Source organism: Psittacicella gerlachiana (genome assembly GCF_003585965.1).
Classification (GTDB): domain Bacteria; phylum Pseudomonadota; class Gammaproteobacteria; order Enterobacterales; family Psittacicellaceae; genus Psittacicella; species Psittacicella gerlachiana.
On sequence record NZ_NRJF01000047.1, the window covers coordinates 1 to 14808 of the forward strand.

The 14808-nt window shown below is 33.8% G+C and carries 13 protein-coding genes; 5 read left to right on the forward strand and 8 right to left on the reverse strand.

Annotated elements, in window-relative coordinates:
* Positions 1 to 636 precede the first annotated feature (636 nt).
* The 8 genes from dtd to tal form a co-directional block, all read right to left on the reverse strand.
* Positions 637 to 1077, reverse strand: coding sequence for a D-aminoacyl-tRNA deacylase (dtd, locus tag CKF59_RS01905; protein ID WP_119534295.1), 441 nt, complete (start codon positions 1075 to 1077; stop codon positions 637 to 639).
* Positions 1078 to 1249: 172 nt separating this feature from the next.
* Positions 1250 to 1933 carry an electron transport complex subunit E gene (locus CKF59_RS01910; protein ID WP_119534296.1) on the reverse strand — a complete coding sequence of 228 codons (684 nt, stop codon included), beginning with the start codon at positions 1931 to 1933 and terminating at the stop codon, positions 1250 to 1252.
* Entirely contained in the window at positions 1933 to 2595 is a 663-nt protein-coding gene (locus CKF59_RS01915) for an RnfABCDGE type electron transport complex subunit G (protein ID WP_119534297.1), read from the reverse strand. The genes CKF59_RS01910 and CKF59_RS01915 overlap by 1 nt, the downstream gene beginning before the upstream one ends.
* The gene (locus tag CKF59_RS01920) at positions 2595 to 3554 is read right to left on the reverse strand and encodes an RnfABCDGE type electron transport complex subunit D (protein ID WP_119534298.1); all 960 of its coding nucleotides are present in this window, start codon (positions 3552 to 3554) and stop codon (positions 2595 to 2597) included. Before CKF59_RS01920 ends, CKF59_RS01915 begins: the two co-directional genes overlap by 1 nt.
* Entirely contained in the window at positions 3541 to 6768 is a 3228-nt protein-coding gene (locus CKF59_RS01925) for a 4Fe-4S dicluster domain-containing protein (RefSeq protein WP_119534299.1), read from the reverse strand. Before CKF59_RS01925 ends, CKF59_RS01920 begins: the two co-directional genes overlap by 14 nt.
* A 44-nt stretch (positions 6769 to 6812) precedes the next feature.
* Positions 6813 to 7559 carry an electron transport complex subunit RsxB gene (rsxB, locus tag CKF59_RS01930; protein ID WP_119534300.1) on the reverse strand — a complete coding sequence of 249 codons (747 nt, stop codon included), beginning with the start codon at positions 7557 to 7559 and terminating at the stop codon, positions 6813 to 6815.
* Between the two features lie 2 nt (positions 7560 to 7561).
* Complete coding sequence (rsxA, locus tag CKF59_RS01935) at positions 7562 to 8140, reverse strand: electron transport complex subunit RsxA (protein WP_119534301.1); 579 nt, start codon at positions 8138 to 8140, stop codon at positions 7562 to 7564.
* 315 nt (positions 8141 to 8455) lie between these two features.
* On the reverse strand, positions 8456 to 9409 hold the full coding sequence (tal, locus tag CKF59_RS01940) for a transaldolase (RefSeq protein WP_119534302.1): 954 nt from the start codon (positions 9407 to 9409) through the stop codon (positions 8456 to 8458).
* A gap of 570 nt (positions 9410 to 9979) precedes the next feature.
* On the opposite strand from tal, the gene CKF59_RS01945 reads away from it, so the two are divergent.
* The 5 genes from CKF59_RS01945 to CKF59_RS01965 all read left to right on the forward strand — a co-directional run bounded on the left by CKF59_RS01945 (position 9980) and on the right by CKF59_RS01965 (position 14600).
* Entirely contained in the window at positions 9980 to 10936 is a 957-nt protein-coding gene (locus CKF59_RS01945) for an ABC transporter permease (RefSeq protein ID WP_119534303.1), read from the forward strand.
* Positions 10929 to 11927, forward strand: coding sequence for an iron chelate uptake ABC transporter family permease subunit (locus CKF59_RS01950; RefSeq protein WP_119534304.1), 999 nt, complete (start codon positions 10929 to 10931; stop codon positions 11925 to 11927). Before CKF59_RS01945 ends, CKF59_RS01950 begins: the two co-directional genes overlap by 8 nt.
* A complete protein-coding gene (locus CKF59_RS01955; protein ID WP_119534305.1) occupies positions 11921 to 12700 on the forward strand; it encodes an iron ABC transporter ATP-binding protein in 780 nt (259 codons plus the stop codon). The genes CKF59_RS01950 and CKF59_RS01955 overlap by 7 nt, the downstream gene beginning before the upstream one ends.
* Positions 12701 to 12943: 243 nt before the next feature.
* Positions 12944 to 13867: a siderophore ABC transporter substrate-binding protein gene (locus tag CKF59_RS01960; RefSeq protein ID WP_119534306.1), complete on the forward strand. Its 924-nt coding sequence runs from the start codon at positions 12944 to 12946 to the stop codon at positions 13865 to 13867.
* Between the two features lie 115 nt (positions 13868 to 13982).
* On the forward strand, positions 13983 to 14600 hold the full coding sequence (locus CKF59_RS01965) for a glycerol-3-phosphate acyltransferase (protein ID WP_222985489.1): 618 nt from the start codon (positions 13983 to 13985) through the stop codon (positions 14598 to 14600).
* Positions 14601 to 14808 lie beyond the last annotated feature (208 nt).

A 14808-nucleotide genomic window follows, 5' to 3' on the forward strand; every position in this document is an offset into this window, starting at 1 on the left:
TGCAAAGATAACCAAGCTGTATTGAATTTAAAACAAAAATAATTATTGATTATATACTAAAAGTTCATAATTTGCAAAGTATTGTCAAAACCTGTTAAGAAAATTGATATTTTCTTAATAAAAATAAGATATTAATTGCTTATTGTTGCCTTGAATCTCCATAAGAAAGTATATAAATAATCGACCAAAAAATAATGTATAAAGTAGATCTTGTAATGGTAAATGTAATGTATATGCGAGGAATTCTAAAAAAATATCCAACTAATTTATTTACTAGTATATAACTATTTTTTTATCTTGCCTAGGTTTTAGAAGTAAAAATTTAGGGAGAAGATAATATAGGTAGGATCTAAAATAAAGCCTCATGCAGAATTATTTAAGATTATTTCTAGAAATTTTGTGTTAGGTTTTTGAGAAAGTTTACAAGAAAAAATTTTTAAAATTATGAAGATAAGTTTGATGAGAAACTAATTGTTTAGAGAAAGGAATATAAAATTAGATAGAGAGTAATAGCATAGTAGAGATAAATTATCTTGTAGAGACTAAGTTCATAGAGCAGAGATAAATTATATAAGTTGAAGATAAATAATATAATAGAAGAATGAGAAATAGACTTAGGCGAGCTAAGTCTATTAACTATTCAGGAGCTACTTCTAGACTAAAAGTAACTGGACCATCATTTTGTAAAAATACTTGCATCTCAGCTGCAAAAATGCCATTTTCTACCGGTAGGTGTTGGCTTGCCTGTTGTGAAAAATACAGATACAACTCTTTAGCTAATGCAGGAGGAGCTCCATTAAAACTTGGACGATTCCCACGTGAGGAGTCTGCACAAAGAGTAAATTGACTTACTACTAACAGAGAGCCTTGAGCATCAAGAATGTTGAGATTCATTTTTCCATCTTGATCTTCATTAATTCTGAGCTTTAAAATTTTGGCTAAGAGTTTATCAGCAGTTTGTTGAGTATCTCCTTTTTCAACTCCAAGTAGAACAAGGTAACCTTTATCTATTTGTCCAACAATTTTATCTTCAACTTCTACTCTTGCTTGTTTCACTCGTTGCACAATTGCTTTCATGATCAAATCCTTAAAGTATTGATATTTTTTATAGTTTAACATAAAAAAGGATACATCGGTGGATGTATCCTTTTTGATAGGTTTTTCTATTATTTTGTTAAATTATCTTGAGGAAAATAATTTAACAAAACGCTTCCTATTATAGCGAAAATTGATAAAAAAGTCATTAGAATTAATGGCAACCAGCCTTGTTATTCACGACAAATGGTTGGTTGTTTTTTAAAGCTTGACGTTGGTTAAGATAATTTTTACCTGCAATTAGTAACCCTAAAGTAATAAATGCTCCAGGAGCAAGAATTGCAAGTAAAAAGTTATTATCAACTTGAAAAACCTGAATATACCAGTTTTTAGCAATAGGACCAAAGATTAAATTTAAATCTTTAAAAATTGTTCCTTGTCCAATTAATTCACGAATAGCTCCGAGGATTACTAGAGCTAAGGCTACAGCAAATCCCATAGCTAAGCCATCAACCGCTGAATCTCTTACGTTATTTTTGTAAGCAAAGGCTTCAATACGACCTATAACAATACAGTTAGTTACAATTAAAGGTAAGAAGATCCCTAAAGATTGATATAAGGTAAAGGCAAAAGCATGAATTATTAATTGGGTAATAGTTACTAAAGCCGCAATAATGAGAACAAATACGGGGATACGTATTTCATTAGGAATTTGATTCCTCAATAATGAAATTACCGTATTTGACATAAACATTACAAACATGGTGCAAATTCCTAGCCCAAGAGCCGGAGTAGCACCAGTTGAAGTTGCTAGTAAAGGACATAACCCTAAAAGTTGCACAAATGAAGGGTTATTTTTCCATAAGGCAGCGAGCCAAATTTCTTTAGTTCCTGACATTATTTATCTCCTTGAGCTGTACTACAAGTTATAAAATTATCTTGTAGAGCGTGAGGATTATTTACAAGATCCTTAACTACCTCTTGCATGTTAATGCGAATTTGATTCACTATAGCACGAGGGGTAATAGTCGCTCCGGTAAACTCATCAATTTGCCCTCCATCTTTTTTTACTGCTAAATAAGGGAGTTGGGCTTGTGATAATTGTAAATTATCAAAGCTATGTACCCAATCAGTAGTAATAACTTTGTTTCCTAAGCCTGGAGTTTCATTTTGTTCAAGAATACGTACTGCTTTGATTGTTCCTCGGCTATCAGTAACAAGCATAGTTCTTATTAGACCAGAATAGCCTTTCCAAGTAGAAGAGATCAGAATGTATCCTGTAATCTGTCCTTGCTTGGTTGCAAGCATGAGGGTATCAACTTTGGGATCGTTACTGTATACTCCTAGTTTAGGAATGTAACAAGATTTGCTTATATCATTATCATAGTTCGAGCTTGGGAAAGCTTGCCCAAGGTTAACTATAGTTTGTCTAAGAGCGTTATCTTGAGCATCAGCAATACGAGCTTTTAAGGCGTAGTTAACTAAACTTAAAGAACCTATTCCCGCAATAGTTGCAACTACTAAGGTAATGGTATTTCTTGATAAATATTTAAAAAACATTATTTACCAAACTCCTTAGGGGTAAAAACTCGATCAAACATAGGAACGAGGATATTACAAAGGATAACTGCAAAAGCAACCCCATCGTTGTAGTTGGTAAAGGCACGAATAATATACATAAGTGCTCCAACTAAAAGACCGTAAATAATACGTGCAGTTCTATATTGAGGAGTAGTTACTGGATCGGTAACTATAAAGAAAGCTCCAAAAATCGCAGATCCATAAATTAAAGCATATGCCGGTGAGGCATGAGCATAACCGGTGCTTAGGTAATGGATACTTGCGACACCAAGAAAGCCTATTAAAGTACAAACTGGTAACAGTAAAGTAATAGTTTTTCTTAGTAAGAGGTAAACTCCTCCTAGAACAAACGCTAAATTGTAAACTAACCAAGGAAAGTAATTTTCGGTAGTAAGTTTACTAATGGTTTCTAATAGGGTTTGACTATTACCCCCTACTTGTAAAATAGTTTTTACTTCGGTTAAAGGTGTTGCCTGGGTAAAAGCATCTATATGTTCTTTACCAAGAAAACTAGACCAAGTTTGCACTAAATTACTATTTTGAGGAATAGACCAATATGTAATAAATTGAGGATAGGTAACAATAAATAAAGCCACTCCAATCATAGCTGGATTAAAGATATTTTGTCCCATTCCTCCATACACTTGTTTTGCAATAAGGATTGCAAAAAGGGTAACAATAAGAATTACATAAAACGGAATATTCGGAGGTAAACTCAAAGTAATGAGCATACAAGTAACAAGAGCAGAATTATTTTTAAATTCTGCACCTGCTTCTTTTTGACGCATTTTTGCTACAAGAATTTCAATACAGGCTGCTGTAGCAATTGAAATTATTAGTAAAAGTAGCGTATTCCAACCCCAAAAGTATATTTTGACAAATAAAGCAGGGATTAGAGCTACAAATACACTAAGCATAATACTATTAGTGTTTTTCATTAGTATCTCCAAGGTTACTTTTGGTTGTTAGATTTTGAGCTGGCTCATTTTCTGTAGTTAGGGTAATAGTTTGATTATTAGCTTCCTCTTTTTGCTGTTCCATACGAGATTTGGCTTTTGCTACCGCTCTTTGTACTGCAGTCGTAGATTGAGCTTCAGTTTCAGAATTAGCTTGCTGAGCTTGAGCAGCAGCTTGTTTAGCTTTAGCAAGGGCAACAGCTCTTTGGACTGCAGTCATAGGTTGAGGGGCAGTCTCAGAAGTAGCTTGTTCCTTTTGTTTTTGAGCTTCAGCTTGTTTTGCTTTAGCAAGAGCTACAGCTCTTTGTACTGCATTCATAGGTTGTGCAGTAGTTTCAGAAGTAGCTTGTTCCTTTCGTTTTTGAGCTTCAGCTTGTTTCGCTTTAGCAATAGCTACAGCTCTTTGGACTGCAGTCATAGGTTGAGTGTCAGTCTCAGAAGTAGCTTGTTCCTTTTGCACTTGAGCTTCAGCTTGTTTCGTTTTAGCAAGAGCTACAGCTCTTTGGACTGCATTCATAGGTTTTGCAGTAGCTTCAGAAGTAGCTTGTTCCTTTTGTTTTTGAGCTTCAGCTTGTTTCGCTTTAGCAAGAGCTACAGCTCTTTGTACTGCATTCATCGGTTGTGCAGGAGTTTCAGAAGTAGCTTGTTCCTTTTGCGCTTGAGCTTCAGCTTGTTTTGCTTTGGCAAGAGCTACAGCTTTTTGGACTGCATTCATAGGTTGTGCAGTAGTTTCAGAAGTAGCTTGTTCCTTTTGTGCTTGAGCTTCAGCTTGTTTCGCTTTAGCAAGGGCAACAGCTCTTTGGACTGCATTCATAGGTTGTGCAGTAGTTTCAGAAGTAGCTTGTTCCTTTTGTGCTTGAGCTTCAGCTTGTTTCGCTTTAGCAAGAGCTACAGCTCTTTGGACTGCATTCATAGGTTGTGCAGTAGTTTCAGAAGTATCTTGTTCCTTTTGTTTTTGAGCTTCAGCTTGTTTCGCTTTGGCAAGAGCTACGGCTTTTTGGACTGCAGTCATAGGTTGAGCGGTAGCTTCAGAAGTCGTTTGACTTGCTTGTGGTTGAGTTCCTGCTTGTTTTGCTTTCGCTCTTGCTACTGCAGCTAGTACGGCTTCTCGATCTAAGGTGCTACCATTAGGTTTGGTTTCATTAGTGGTAGTCTGATTAGCTTGTGGTTGCCCCCCTGCTTGTTTTGCTTTAGCTCTTGCTACTGCAGCTAGTACGGCTGCTCGATCTAAGGTACTACCATTAGTTTTAGTTTCACTAGAGGTAGCCTGAGTTTCAGCTTGTTGCTGTTTTTGTAAGCGTCTTAAACGACGTTGCTCCATAATCGAGCTGTTATCCGGAGTTCCAGCTTCAACTGCAGTAGTTTGTCCGGTACTTACTCCTTTAGCTTTTAAGCGAGCTTTTGCTGCTTCAATTGGGTCTATACCAGATTCAGCAATAGCTTTTTCACGCATTTGCTGTGCACGTTCGAGATTACGTTGTTTGTCGGCTGCTCGTTTTGCATCTCTTTCTGCTTTAGCAATTTGTTCACGATGACTCTTAATTTCGAAACGAATTTTAGATTCATCTGCAATTTGTACTTTCTTCCTTTCATTCCAAATTCTAAACTTAGCTTGTTGAAAATAAGAAACTAATGGAATATTTGAAGGACAAACATAATCACATAAACCACACTCAATGCATGAGCTTAAATTGGCTTTAATGAGTTTTTCATCATCTTTATCTTTTTCAAACCAATGCATTTGTTGTGGTTGTAAGAGCATAGGGCAAACTTCTTGACAAGCAGTACAACGAATGCAAGCTTGTTCTGCTTCAGGAGCAAAAAGTTTAGGATCAGTTTCAATATCTTTTTTACCAACAAAGATCAAGCAGTTTGTAGCTTTATTAATTGGAGTGTTGAGATCGTCAAGACTAAATCCCATCATAGGTCCACCCATAATGACTTCTTGAGTAAACCCTTCTTTTGCTCCTAATAAATCTAAAATTAAAGCTGGAGTAGCTCCAAAAGGTAACCAATAGCAACCTGGGTTTTTAATGCCATCCCCAGTAATGGTTACTAAACGTTGCGTTAAAACTTCTCCGTAAGCAATAGCTCGATACATAGAATAAATTGTTCCTACGTTAAAGCATATTGCTCCTAAAGAAGTTAAGTTTTGTTTTTTAGTTAAACGTAATCCAGTAAGAACTTCAATTGTCGTTCTTTGATTTCCTGAAGGGTAACGAGTTGGGATAACTCGAAGTTTAATTCGTTCTAAAGCATAGAGTTTAGCAGCTGCACTGAGAACATTTGGATTGTATTTGCTCGTAAACTCTTCAGGAATTACTTCTTGAGCAACTAAACTTAAGTTGTCTAAGTTAAAATTAACTTGTTGCAGAAGTTGAGAATATTCGGTTTTAAGAAGATGAATTTGTTGCTCAAGTTTAGCTTTAGCTTCGAGTTTATCATCTTCAATTGCAACAACTACTTGCTCGGTTTGGAGCAGATGTTGCATACAACAAAGAGCTTCAACTATTTGTTGTGCATAGTTTTGCATTAAAACATCGTCACACGTAATATAAGGCTCACACTCAGCCGCATTAACGAGCAGAGTTTTAAAGTAACGATTATTGATTTTTTTTGCAGATGGAAATACTCCACCTCCTAAACCTGCAATTCCTGCATTTTTTATACGCCAAAGAAGATCTATTCTTGGCGTATTTAAATAATTTAAGGGTTGATAGTATGCCGGTCCAATTGGCGTTCCATCAGTAAAGTCAGTAATTTGCGTTACACTTACTTGAGCTTGGGAGCTATTTTCAACAACAATGGTTTGACAAGTTTTTTCAATTGCAGAAGCCTGGAGGTATTCTGTAATGGTAATGATTTTTCCTGCTACAGGACTGTGAATAGGAAGTTCACCTGGAATATAGTTACTAGTTAGAAGTTGTCCCGCACTGACTTTATCACCTTCATTAACAAGACTGATAGGTTTAGGTCCTTTATGCTGGATCATATTAATTAAATAGTAATTGAGATTACTAATTAAATGTACAGGCTCTTTGTTTGTAAGGTGTTTTCCTAATTCTAAATGTAAGCCCCCATGGAAATGGTATAACTTGTCCTTACCAATTTTTGTGTGGAGTTTAACTGCTATATCACGTTTAGTTAGTTTTTGTGCTGTTTGTGTTAGGGCAGACTTTAGTTTATTAAACAACATGAATTATAAAATCCTAGGCAAGGATTTTTCCTCAATTTGAAAGATTATAAGCTGTTATCCTGACTGCTATTTTCTTTTGCTTGAGCAATTTTAGCAGCTAGTCGAGCAACTAATTTAGAGTTATAAGTTTGTTGCTCATTGCTTTGAGCAACTTGTTGCGCTTCTTCGCTATTTAAATTATTTAAATTCAAGTAAGGACTAGTACTTGTTGGGACAACATTTGTTACCTTGATTAAAGTGTTTGCTGTTACGCCTTTAGGGAAATTACTTTCTTCTCTTATTTTAGAATACTTAGTAACTTCTTTAGGGCGAGGGATCATGTCAATACACTTAACAGGACAAGGATCAACACATAGTTTACAACCTGTACAATAATCGGGAACGATTACGTGGAGAAGCTTTTTCGCCCCAATAATAGCATCTACTGGGCAAGCTTCAATACAGTGTAAACAACCAATACAGTCTTTTTCACGTATAACTGCAATTAAGTCTTCTGGTTCTTCCATTTGTCCTGCAGGAACTTCTCTATCTAAGAGTTCTGCGAGTTTAACAACTAATTCTTGTCCGCCAGGAACACATTTATTTATTTCATCGCCATTTGCCAGAGCTTGGGCATAAGGAAGACAACCTGGATAACCACATTGTCCGCATTGAGTTTGAGGTAAGATCTTGTCAATTTTTTCAACAATGGGATCTTCCTTTACCGCAAATATCTTTTGAGCAAAAGTAATAATAATGCCAATGACAACGGCTAGAATAGCAAAAATAATTGCTGTCCAAAGTATAAACATTATTATTTACCTAATCCCGTAAAACCCATAAAGGCGATAGCCATGAGACCTATAGTAATTAAAGCTATAGGCACTCCTTTAAAAACACTTGGAGTATTTGCACTATTTAAGCGTTCACGAATTGAAGCAAAGAGTACAAGAACAAGGGTAAAGCCTAAGGCAGAGAAAAATCCATTTAATACAGATTGTAAAAATGAATAGTTGCTATTAAGATTTAAGATTGCCACTCCTAATACTGCACAGTTAGTAGTAATTAAAGGTAAAAAGATTCCTAGTACTTTATAGAGTCCAGGAGATACTTTTTTTAATACCATTTCGGTGATCTGGACGATAACGGCAATAATAAAGATAAAAGCTATAGTAGATAAATAAGTTGCATTTAGAGGCTCTAATATATAAGCTGCAATTAAATAACTTGTTAAAGAGGCGAGAGTGAGAACAAAAGTAGTTGCCATTCCCATGCCTACAGCCGTATCAAGTTTTTGTGAAGTTCCTACCACAGGACATAAGCCGAGGAATTTCACTAACACAAAGTTATTAATAAATACAGCAGCAATAATTGCATAGATAATAGTTAACATAGTAATAAGATAATAAATTTATTGCTTGCAAATTTCTTAATTGCTTTTCTCAATTTCCTAGAAAACTCTAGATGCACGTCGAAATTGACAAAAGGAGTTAAAAAATAACATTGATTTGAGTTTAGCTTAACTTGTTAATAAACTTTCTAATTATATTGTAAATCTTTACTTAATGTTAAATTTTTCAAACATGCTGTAGTTTATTGCGGTTTTAAATGTATAAGATTCTTATTTGGATTTTTGCTTAATAAGTAACTAAAAATTTAACTCCTGCAAATTAAAAACATGCAGGAGTTAAGAAGAAAATTATTTTAATTATTTAGCTGCACGTAAAACGTTTAAAAGAGTTTCTGTGTCAGCCGCAAATTTCACAATACCTTCAGCTAGTTTTACAATAGCCATTTCGTCTTTATTATGTTCCCAATAGAACTGATCTTCAGTTAAAGCTGGTAGACGTTCTTGAGTATTGTTTTGGTATTTATTAGTTAATTTAACTTCTAAAGTACCTGAATCTTGTTCTAATTGTTCAAGCAGGTTTGGACCAATAGTTAAACGGTCGCAACCAGCTAAACTTTCAATTTCTCCCGTATTACGGAAGCTAGCACCCATGATAATGGTGTTATAACCGTATTTCTTATACCAGTCATAAATAGTTGAAACTGAAATAACACCTGGATCTTTTTCTCCAGTATAGTCAGCTTCTGGATTTTTACCTTTATAAAAGTCAAGAATACGACCAACAAATGGAGAAATTAGAGTGACATTAGCTTCAGCACATGCACGAGCTTGAGCAAAGCTAAATAATAAAGTTAAGTTACAACGAATCCCTTCTTTTTCAAGCACTTCAGCTGCTTTAATTCCAGCCCAAGTAGAAGCAATTTTAATTAATACACGATCACGTGATAAACCACGCTCTTCGTAAAGAGCAATTAGTTTACGAGCACGTTCTACGGTATTACGTAAATTGTATGATTCACGACAATCTACTTCTGTAGATACATATCCAGGAACAATTTTTGAAATTTCGTAACCTATAGCTACTGATAGGTAATCAAGAGCATTTGCATCCCATTTTTCAGGATCATGCTGGTTAGCATAGGCTGCGGCTTCAGAAATTAAGTGTTGATATTCTGGTAATTTTGAAGCTGCAAGAATTAATGACGGGTTGGTGGTTGCATCTTGAGGCTGGAATTTTTTAATTGAATTAATATCTCCAGTGTCAGCAACGACTACAGTTACTTTTTTTAATTGTTCTAATTTATTTGTCATTTTTGTAACCTTAAATAATTAAGCTTAAAGCTTAGGGAGAATATTTTTATATTTGCTCTATTATATCATTTATCTGTATAAAACAAGATATTTAATCGTGTAAAGAGGTGAATTTTTAATAATTTAGGACTTGGTTATTTTTTAAGCTTTAGCTTAAAAACAAATGATTTAAGGCTCAAGCCAATAAGCTGGGATTTTATACTAGTATTAGTAGAGGAAAAGTAAAGAGAATGAAGAAAAGTAGAGAAGAGTAAAGTAAAAATTGAATTGTAAGATATAAAGTAAAAGTTAATTAAAAGAATAAAGTAAAGGATAAGGTAAAGGAATAAAGTAAAAGTAAGTTTGGATTTTGTTAGTCAAAAGCGAAATAGTAAGAACTAAAAACTGACTTACCTTAGATAAGAAAATATCTTAGGCTTATAAGTAAGTATAAAAAATCCCCGAAAAGACTTTTCTTTTTGTTAAAATAGTGAGTTGATAGTAATTCTTATTAAAACAGTAAATAATTTATTTTTCGTTATTTAGTAAGAGCTTTTATTTTTTATTTCACTCTAATTGACTCTATTATTTATGTTTTTACAAAAAAAGTTTTTACTTTTTATTTTAGGCTGTTTAAGCTTATTTTCATTATTTGTTGGCGTAAGTAATGTTTCTGTAGGGGGATTATTACGTTTGGATAGTGACGCTTGGCAAGTGTTTACCATAAGTCGGGTTCCAAGATTGATATCAATCTTAATTACCGGTGCAGGGTTAGCAATTTGTGGGGTGATTATGCAACAAATTGCCCAAAATAAATTTGTTTCTCCAACAACTGCGGGAACAATTTCTTGTGCCAAGCTAGGAATTTTGATTTCAATTGTAATTTTTCCAGCTGCAGGTTTACTCGTAAAAGCGAGCTTTGCGGTAGTGGTTGCCTTTTTAGGTTCATTAATTTTTATGAAATTACTCCGTAGCCTCAAGTTTACTGACATTATTCTCGTACCTTTAGTAGGGATAATGTTTGGAAAGATTATTGATGCTTTTACCGAGTTTTTTGCTTATAGGTATGATTTATTACAGAGCTTTGCTTCTTGGTTTCAGGGAGACTTTGCTTTAGTCATTGCAGGAAGGTATGAAATTCTCTATCTAAGTATCCCTTGTTTGCTAGTAACTTATCTTTATGCTCGTAAGTTTGCAATCGTAGGTATGGGAGAAAGTAATGCGACCAATCTTGGAGTGAACTTTAAAAAAGTTATGTACCTAGGTATAACTTTAGTTTCGATAGTAACCGCAACTATAGTCGTAACTGCAGGATCAATTCCTTTTATTGGTTTAATTATTCCTAATGTTGTTTCTTTAATCTATGGAGATAATCTCCAAAAAACTTTACCAATTAACGCTATTTGTGGGGCAATCTTTGTTTTAATTTGCGATTTAATATCACGTTTAATTATTTTCCCATTTGAAGTTTCGATAAGTGCGGTAGTTGGTACCTTTGGAAGTTTAGTCTTTATTTATCTAATTTATAGGAGATATAGATATGGTTAAAGAAAATGAAAAGCTATATCTCGAATTAGTGGCTGAACGTAAGCGTAATGTACGTAGAGTTTATCTTCTAGGGATTTTAGCAATTATTGCCGGCTTAGTATTTTTATTTTGGGGGTTACCAGCATTTGGTGGCTTTATTATGAAATTACGTTGGCAGGCTTTAGTAGGAATTATTTTAACCGGAGCGGCTATAGGGGTGAGTTCTATGGTTTTCCAAGCTATAGTACAAAATCGAATTATTACCCCAAGTATTTTAGGACTTGATTCACTATATGTATTAATTATTACAGGGATTATTTATATTTCAGGTTCAAAAACTTTTGCGAGTATGAATCAACTATATCTCTTTGTAGTTTCTATCTTAGTGATGTTAGTTTTTTCCTACATCTTATTTAAGTTTGTTTTGCGTAAAGAAAATCATAATATTTTCTTTATTTTGCTCTTAGGGATTGTCTTTGGAACCTTCTTTTCTTCCTTAAATACTTTTATGGCTAATCTTCTAGATCCAGGTGAGTTTCTTGTGGTGCAAAGTATTAGTTATGCTAGTTTTCAAGCAATAAATACGAAGATTTTAGGCGTAGCTGCAATTTTTTTAGTCGTGAGTATTCTAGCTATTCTTTGTTATACCAGAGATTTAGAGGTAATTAGCTTGGGAAGAGATGTAGCAATTAATCTGGGGTTAGATTATCATCGCATCGTATGGCGTTTACTCTTTTTAGTAGTGATTTGTATTTCTATCTCTACGGCTTTGGTAGGACCTATCACTTTTTTAGGCTTATTAGTCATGAATTTGACTTTACAATTTATTCCTACTAATAAGTATAAACTCTTGCTTCCTGGTTGTATTTTTCTCTCTATAACAGTTTTAGTTATAGGGCAAACTATAGTGCAAAGAGTATTTAACTTTAATTCTTCGGTGTCAATTATTATTAATTTTATTGGCGGCGTTTACTTTATTCTTTTACTTTTAAAACAACAGAAAAAATGGTAATTTCAATTACAAACTTAAGTAAAAAAATTGGTCGACAAGAGATCCTCAAACCGACTAATATTACCCTGCCGGATAAAAAAATTATTTCCTTTATTGGACCAAATGGAGCGGGAAAATCTACGCTCTTAGGCTTAATTAGTCGTCTAGATACTCCAACAAGTGGACAGATCTTGGTAGATGGTATAGATGTACAAAAGGCTAGTACTGCTGAAGTAGCAAAAAAATTAGCAATTCTCAAGCAAGCGAATAATATAAATTTACGTTTAACTATTGAAGATCTTGTCTCATTTGGACGTTATCCGCATTGTCAGGGAAAATTAGGACCTGAAGATAAACAAAAGGTAAATGAAGCTATAGCTTATATGGGGCTTGACGAGTTTCGTTATAAGTATATAGATCAATTATCAGGTGGACAAAAGCAACGAGCTTATATTGCTATGGTATTGGCTCAAGATACTCCTTATGTATTTCTTGACGAGCCGTTAAATAACCTAGATATGAAGTACTCAGTACAGATAATGTCGGTACTTCGTGATCTTGTTGATAATCATGGGAAAACGGTAATTGTGGTTCTTCATGATATTAACTTTGCTTCTGCTTATAGTGATCAAATTATTGCTTTAAAAGATGGGCAAGTGATAATTCAAGGAGAGGTAAAAGAGATTATGAATCCGCAGTGCCTCTATGATTTATATGAAATTAATATTGATATTCATGAGCTTAATGAGCAGTATGTAGCTACTTATTTTAAAGCTAAAAGTAGTCAAAGCTAAGCTTGAAGGTAAAAAATAGGTCTTGTATAAAAAGAAAGATGGAGAGATAAAATAAAAAACCCTTACTTTTTTTGTTGTTATTACTTGTCTAAAATCGCACTTTTTTTATTAAATTGTGTAGTTAGTTCATTTTTCTCAGCTAAAGATCTAAATTTATGTAAAAATGTAAATTGCTAAGCTTCTAATAATATCTAAAAAATCAACTCTAATTTTAAAATCAACTCTAATTTTATTGGACTCTTTATGAATAAGATGATTAAGTATGGTGTAGCTTTTGCTGCAGGTTTATTTGCTTTAAATTCTTACGCTTTAACCGTAGAAACTCCAGCAAAAGGTAAACAAGAACTTCCTGATAATCCTAAGCGTATTGTGGTATTAGATTTAGCTAGTGCTGACAATTTAGCCGCTTTAGGTAAACAAAACTTAGTTGTAGGAATTGCAGATGGCAAATTCTTCCCTAGTTATATTAACGATACCTATGGTAGTGCAAAATATGTTAAGGTAGGAGCGTTAAATAATCCTGATTTAGAAGCTATCGCTAAGTTAAAACCAGATTTAATTATTGTACAAAACCGTCAAGCAAAATTCTTAGAACAATTAAAAGAAATTGCTCCAATTTATGATGCAAGTTTAGATGATGGCAATCAATATGCTTCAATTAAAGCAAATCTTTTAAATGTAGGTAAAATTGCAAATGCTTCAGCAAAAGCTGACGAACTATTAAAAACTTTAGATGAAAAAATTGCAGCTTTAAATGTTTTATCTAAAGGTAAAACGGCAATGATTATCCAAACTAACGACCGTAAAATTATGGGCTTTGGTCCAAACAGCCGTTATAGTTTAGTAACTACGACTTTAGGCTTTAAAGCTGATGGACAAGCTGCTCAAGCTACAGGTCGTCACGGGGTAGAATTTAGCTACGAATATATTAAAGAAGTAAATCCTTCGTACATTTTCGTAGTTGACCGTTCAGCGGCTATTGGTGATACTACGAAACAAGCTGCAGCTCAAACTTTAAATAACCCATTGGTAAAAGATACTACGGCTGCAAAAAATAATGCAATTGTGTACTTAGACTCTAAAGTATGGTACTTAGCATTTGGTGGTTATACTGCAACTACAATTGCAATTAATGAGATCACTCAAGGAATTAAAAACGCTAAATAAAAACTACGAAGTCTTCATTTCATTATGAAGAACCTTTAAAGGTCAAGAGATTTAACCCTCTTGGCCTTTTTCATTTATAATGAATAAAACAAAGTTAACAACTATAGGAAATATTATGTTAACCTTTTTTGCTATTATTACCTTTTATTTAGTCGGCTCTTTTCCAAATGGAAAGCTTTTAAGTAGGGTATTTAGATTAAATGTACATGAACTTTTAGAACGTCGTCCCAATTATTTAATGTTTCGGAGTTTAAAGTCGACTTGGCTACTCATAAGCTTAGCCATTAGTGACTTTGCTAAAGGCATCATTCCTTTATATTTAGGTTATAAACTAGGTTTTACGAGTTTAGAGTTGAGCTACCTAGTGATTGCCTTACTCTTAGGACACTATTATTCGGTATTTAATTATTTTCGTGGACGCTTAGGTATAGTGGTATGTATTGCTCTTTATACGACCTTAGGTTGGTCGGTAATGTTTATTGCGATTATCCTTTGGTTTTTAGCTTATTTCCTTTTTGGTTATCGGGTAATTGCTAATGTATTTGTCGCAACATTTGTACCTTTTTATGCCTATTGGCTCAATCCAACTTATATGATTCCGGTAGTAACCTTGTCTTGTATGATTATTCTTAAACATGTAGGTTTATTAATTCGTACTCGCTATGGTTATTATTTACCCGATTGTAATGGTTTATTACAGCGTTTAGCAAGGGATAAAGACTTTTTAATTTAATGAGGTGCTTGGTCGAGCATACTATATTCTCCTCTTCTTAAAGAAAAATTAGAAATTTTTCTTTAAGAAGAGATTTTTTTATTTATAAAAAGATTTTGTTTAATATAAGAGGTATTTATTTTAAATTTGTTTAAGTTAAAGTCGTTTTTATTTAAATTAAATCCTACCCCTAAATTCACATAAAGTATTTGTGAATTTAGGGGTAGGA